This is a genomic window from Streptomyces nanshensis, assembly GCF_001751255.1.
Taxonomy (GTDB): domain Bacteria; phylum Actinomycetota; class Actinomycetes; order Streptomycetales; family Streptomycetaceae; genus Streptomyces; species Streptomyces nanshensis_A.
In genome coordinates this window covers 1-2,833 of record NZ_LJGW01000609.1, presented here as the reverse complement: position 1 = coordinate 2,833, position 2,833 = coordinate 1, and the positions used below count along the sequence as shown (strand labels likewise).

Genomic DNA, 2,833 nt, shown 5'->3' with positions numbered 1-2,833 from the left:
CGCCTGGCCGCCGCCGGCGCGAGCGCCGAACCCGCCGCGCTGGACGACTGGTTCGCGCTGGTCGGCGGCGCGAGCGCGCCCCGCCTGGACGGCCCGGCCGTCCCGGACGGACTCGCCGTCAAGCTCCACCCCTGCTGCTACGCGATGCAGCGGCCCATCAGCGCCGCCCGCCGGCTCCCGTACGGCGAACGGCAGGCGGAGGACGTCGCCCGTATCACCGTCACCACACCCGCGGCGGGCATGCAGCCGCTGATCCACCACCGTCCGCGTACGGGGCTGGAGGCGAAGTTCAGCATGGAGTACGCGGTGGCCACCGCACTGCTCGACGGCTTCCCCGGCATGGCCGACTTCACGGACGCGGCCGTACGCCGTCCCGAGGTGGGCCGCCTGCTGGAGCGCACCGAGGTCCGTGTGACCGAGTTCGGCGTACGGGACGGGGGCCTCATGGGCGGCGAGACGCGCATCGCCGTCGAGGACCGGGACGGCGAAGTCGCCGAAGCGGCACTGGAGTTGCCGCAGGGCCACCCCCGGCGCCCCGCCACGGACGCCGAACTCGCCGCCAAGGTCGCCGCATGCGTCGGCGCCGAACGCGCCGCGGAGATCACCGGGTTGACGTGGGAGAGCGCCGCGCCGCTGCTGCGCGCCGCGCTCCCGGCCGCCTGAGCGTCTCCGTACACGGGCCGTCGGCAGCGCGTACGAGGCGGAGCGTCACCCTGCGCCGGTGATCCACGCGAAGGCGCGCTCCGCGTCGAACTCGCCCTGCCCGCCCGGGAAGAGCAGCCCCGCCGACGCGAACCACGGATCGTCCTGCGACCCCCGTACATACGGAACGGCCACACAGCGCATCCCCGCCCGGCGCGCCGCCTCGGCTCCGGGCGGCGCGTCCTCCACCACCGCACAGCCGACCGGCGGCACCCCTAGCCGCCCGGCCGCCGCCAGAAAGACGTCCGGTGCGGGCTTGCCCTGCGGGACCTCCTCCGCCGAGACCCGTACGGGCAGCAGCGGCGCCAGCCCCGACCCGTCGAGCACCGCGTCGATCGCCTCCCGCGAGGAGCCGGAGGCCACCGCCAACGGCCAGGCGGCGGCGTGCAGTTGCTCCACCAGGGCGCGCATCCCCGGGAAGACCGACGTGGATTGACCGGCCAGCTCCAGATAGCTGCGGTTCTTCTCCGCCAGCAACTGCTCGACGGGAGCGGCGATTCCGTGCTCCTCGCGCAGCGTGCGCATCGTCTCCCCGGTGCTGATGCCGATGAAGCGCTTGTGCTCCTTCCAGTCGAAGTCCGTCACGCCGTGCGCGGCAAGCACGCGCCGCCCCGCTTCGAAGTAGTGGGGTTCGCTGTCCACGAGGGTGCCGTCGAGGTCGAAGATCACGGCGGCGGGGGAGGCGTCCATGCCCCCAGGGTGCCAGTGCCGCCGCCGGCGGCCGTGCCGATGTCCGTGCCGATGGCCGCGCCCACGACCGTGCCGACGACCGTGCCGACGACCGGGGGCCCGGCCCCGGAGGACGGTCGGGTGTGATCGAGTCCGCCCCGTCACGGCGCGGGCGCTGCTACGGTCGGCCAAGATCGCGGAACTGTCCGACGCCGAGAGACTGTCTGACGAGGAAGGGCGCAGCACGGTGAGCGAAGCGAGCGGGGAGCGGGCCGGCAGAGCGTACATCGGATCGTTCACCTCGGCGGGCGGCCGGGGCATCACCACCGCGGCACTGGACGCGGACACCGGCACACTGACCGAACTGCACCACACCGAAGGGCTGTTGCCCGACCCGTCCTACCTCACGCCGACCGAGGGCCCCGGCGGACCGGGCACCCCCGGCGGCCGTCTCTACGCCGTCAGCGAGCGCGACATCGGCGCCGCCGCGGCCTTCTCCCTCGCCGACCCGGATCGGCCCGAGCCCTTGGGCGAACCGACCCCCGTCCGCGGCGGCGGCCCCACCCATCTCACCGTCGCCGCCGGGCATGTGATCACCGCCAACTACGGCACGGGAAGCATCAGCGCGCTGCCCGTACGCGCCGACGGCACCCTCGGCAGCCGCGCCGTCGTCCACCGGCACACCGGCAGCGGGCCGGAGACCGCGCGGCAGGAGGGCCCGCACGCACACGCGGTCGTCGCCGACCCCTCCGGGCGGTGGCTGCTCGCGGTCGACCTCGGCACCGACTCCGTATGGATCTACGACCTGCGCGACGCCGGTTCCGAGGGCGGGCTCCAGCCGTACACGGAGGCGCCCTTGACGCCCGGCAGCGGGCCGCGGCATCTCACCTTCCACCCGGACGGCGCCCACGCGTACGTCGTGAACGAGCTCGACTCCACGGTCACGGTGTGCCGTTGGGACGCGGCGACCGGGACGCTGGACGCCCTCACCCACGTCCCGACGGTGCCCGCCCACGCCTCCCCGGACCGCAACTACCCCTCGGAGCTTGCCGTTTCGCGGGACGGCCGGTTCGCCTGGGCGGCCAACCGCGGCCACGACAGCATCTCCGTCTTCGACGTCTCGGCCGCCGGCGACGCGATGGAGCTGACCGGCACGGTGCCCTGCGGCGGGCACTGGCCGCGCGATCTCGCGCTGCACCCCTCCGGCCGCTGGCTCTACATCGCCAACGAACGCTCGGGCGACGTCACATGGTTCGCCGTCGACCTCGCCACCGGCACCCCGCACCGCGCGGGAACCCTCGCCGCACCCGCGGCGAGCTGCGTGGTCTTCGGCTGAGCGCGGACGGGCCCGGGCGCTCGCCCGCGGCCTGCGCGGGCAGTCCCCGGTCAGCGCCGACGCACCCGGCCCCCACCGGCGTCACGAACGGCGAGGGCGACGGCGAGCGGCCCGAACTCCCCGGCG

Annotated in this window: 3 protein-coding genes; 2 read left to right on the top strand and 1 reads right to left on the bottom strand. The window is 75.0% G+C overall.

Annotated elements, in window-relative coordinates:
* A partial coding sequence (locus tag AN218_RS30205; RefSeq protein WP_141747761.1) for an MmgE/PrpD family protein occupies positions 1–663 on the top strand: 663 nt, incomplete at its 5' end.
* A 45-nt stretch (positions 664–708) separates the two neighbouring features.
* Here AN218_RS30205 and AN218_RS30200 read toward each other — a convergent pair.
* The gene (locus AN218_RS30200; RefSeq protein WP_070020225.1) at positions 709–1,392 is read right to left on the bottom strand and encodes an HAD family hydrolase; all 684 of its coding nucleotides are present in this window, start codon (positions 1,390–1,392) and stop codon (positions 709–711) included.
* A gap of 226 nt (positions 1,393–1,618) precedes the next feature.
* Between AN218_RS30200 and AN218_RS30195 the strand changes: the two genes are divergently transcribed.
* On the top strand, positions 1,619–2,707 hold the full coding sequence (locus AN218_RS30195) for a lactonase family protein (RefSeq protein WP_070020224.1): 1,089 nt from the start codon (positions 1,619–1,621) through the stop codon (positions 2,705–2,707).
* Positions 2,708–2,833 lie beyond the last annotated feature (126 nt).